At 68.6% G+C, this 2,242-nt stretch carries 1 protein-coding gene and 1 pseudogene; one reads left to right on the forward strand and one right to left on the reverse strand.

Going from position 1 to position 2,242, the window contains the following annotated elements:
- Positions 1-1,016 precede the first annotated feature (1,016 nt).
- Positions 1,017-1,499, forward strand: a complete 483-nt coding sequence (locus ACIP98_RS42245) for a hypothetical protein (RefSeq protein ID WP_401982185.1) — start codon at positions 1,017-1,019, stop codon at positions 1,497-1,499.
- Here ACIP98_RS42245 and ACIP98_RS42250 read toward each other — a convergent pair.
- Positions 1,465-2,147 (reverse strand): annotated as a pseudogene (locus ACIP98_RS42250) (IS5 family transposase). The gene ACIP98_RS42245 and the pseudogene ACIP98_RS42250 sit on opposite strands and share 35 nt — an antisense overlap.
- Between the last annotated feature and the right edge of the window lie 95 nt (positions 2,148-2,242).

A 2,242-nucleotide genomic window follows, 5' to 3' on the forward strand; every position in this document is an offset into this window, starting at 1 on the left:
TCCGCATGCTGATCCGCCGAGCAACGAGCCGCTACCGCTGGGGAGACCGACCTACCACTCGACGCCTCACATGATCCATTTGCCGGTCGGTCTAACTCGAAGCTGCATCTCCAGATGCGCCCACACCCGCATCAGGGAATCCATAGAAAGCACGTCGGGCCTGCATCCCTGACGAGCAGCAAGCCAGCGCGGCGCACGGGATGACGAAGCTCCGGGCAGCGGCCACACCCCACGCTCAGTGTCCCTGCACCACGCTGACCTCAAGCCCGCTGACGCTGCCGTCACCCAGGAAACCCACTGGCAGAGAGCTCTGACATGCTCCCGGTGCTCGCCAGGCCACTCAGCCGCACGCCGGCCCGGGAAAGGGAGGGACCGGGCGCAGTGGCTGCCGTCACCGGGTGAGGAAAGGTCTCCCCACTCGACGTCTCCCCCTTGAGCGTGCCAACGCATGCCAAGGGCTTCGGAATCTCAACGACGGACGATCTCCATGAACTACTGCGCTGCCTGCCAGCGTCATCTGATCGGCGCACACAACTGCCCTGGTTGCGGTGCCGAGTACGGCACGACCAGCCAAGGTGCCACGACTTCACTGGAGGAAGTCCTGGCACCACAAGACCAACCGGAACACGTGGCCGACCCGACCGTTACAATGAGCCGTATCCCGGCCCTGCGCGGAGCAACCAGAACCCCAAGTCGCCAGCCCTGAAACCAGGCATCTTCCTGGCCGCCGTACTTGTGGGCGTCGCAGCAGCCGTTGTTGTCAGCATGGCCAGCGGCAGCACCCCCTCCACCACCACGACCTGCCCCCAAGCGGTCAGTACCTCTGGGGCTGGCCCCCACACCGGCCGCAATGGCGGCCCCCCAGCGACCAAGGCCTGCGCTGGGCAGCGCATGCCCCCGGTAAGAAGGTGTTGTCTTTCCGAAGGCGGTAGCTGTGTTTCCGCTGGTCAGGCATGAGATCGGTGCTTCGGCGGGAGGGATGGCGTGTCGTGTCGTCTCTTCGGGTGGGGTGCCGGATGCCGTCGGTGATGGGGTTGTTGGAGGAGCGGGAGCGTGCTGCCCGTCAGAGGGTGGAGATCCTGCAGGCCGAGCTGCGGGACGCTGAGGCCGCGTGGCAGCGATTCGTGACTGCCCGCGAGACGGTCGGCCAGGTCCTGGCGGAACCGCGCGGACGCGAGAATGCGCCTGTTGCCGCGTCCGACGAACGGCCCTTGCCGGTGGCGGGTGCGGTGCCCGGTTCGGTGGTGCCGGCATGGCGGGCGGGCCTCGAGGCGGCGGTGCTGGCGCCGGACTACCGGCGGCTCATGGACATCCTGGCCGGCCGGGACGGGGAGGCGATGGACTGCCGGCAGCTCGCCGCGGCGCTCGGGCTCGCGCCGGTGCCGGCGAAGGTCGAGGGCGTGCGGTCGAAGGCCAAGCGCCTGGTCGTGCGGGGCTGGCTGGTCGAAGAGAGTCCGGGGATGTTCAGCGTCCCCGCCGGGCGAGCCGGCGGCTCATGACCATGCTCATCGACCAGTGGATCATCGCCTCCGAACTGTCGGTGCGGGTCTCGTAGTCGCGGGCCAGGCGGCGAGAGCGCATCAGCCACGCGAACGTCCGCTCCACCAGCCACCTTTTGGGCAGCACGGTGAACCCGCGGGTGTCGTCGGTGCGCTTGACCACGGTCAGCGCGATCCGCCAGGCAGCGCGGGCGACGTCGATCAGCTGACCGGTGTAACCGCCGTCCGCCCAGACGCGCGAGATGCGCCAGTGCCGCTCGCGCAGCCGGGCCAGTAGACCACCGGCGGCCTCACGGTCGGTCACCGAAGCGCCGTGACCATCACGACCAGTAGCAGCCCGAGGGTGTCCACCACGATGTGGCGCTTGCGTCCGTTGACCTTCTTCCCTCCGTCAAAGCCCCTGCTGGCGGCCGGAACCGACGCCGCCCCTTTGACCGACTGCGCGTCGATGACGCCCGCGGTCGGTTCCGGATCGCGGCCCTCGATCTGGCGGACGCGGTCGCGCAGCCGGTCGTGCCACTCGCCGATCAGGCCCTGGTCCCGCCACCGTCGCCAGAACGCGTAGACGCGGTCCCGCGCGGGGAAGTCCGCGGGCATCGACCGCCACGTGATACCGCCCGCGACCAGGTAGCGGACCGCGTCGAGCATCCAATGCCACGAAGTTAAGAGCCCAGCGGCGGTGTCAAGCGTGGGCGGGATGCGAAGGGCCTCTGCTATTCAGGGGGATCGACCAAGATCTTCCT

The organism is Streptomyces sp. NPDC088354 (assembly GCF_044753585.1).
Taxonomy (GTDB): Bacteria; Actinomycetota; Actinomycetes; order Streptomycetales; family Streptomycetaceae; genus Actinacidiphila.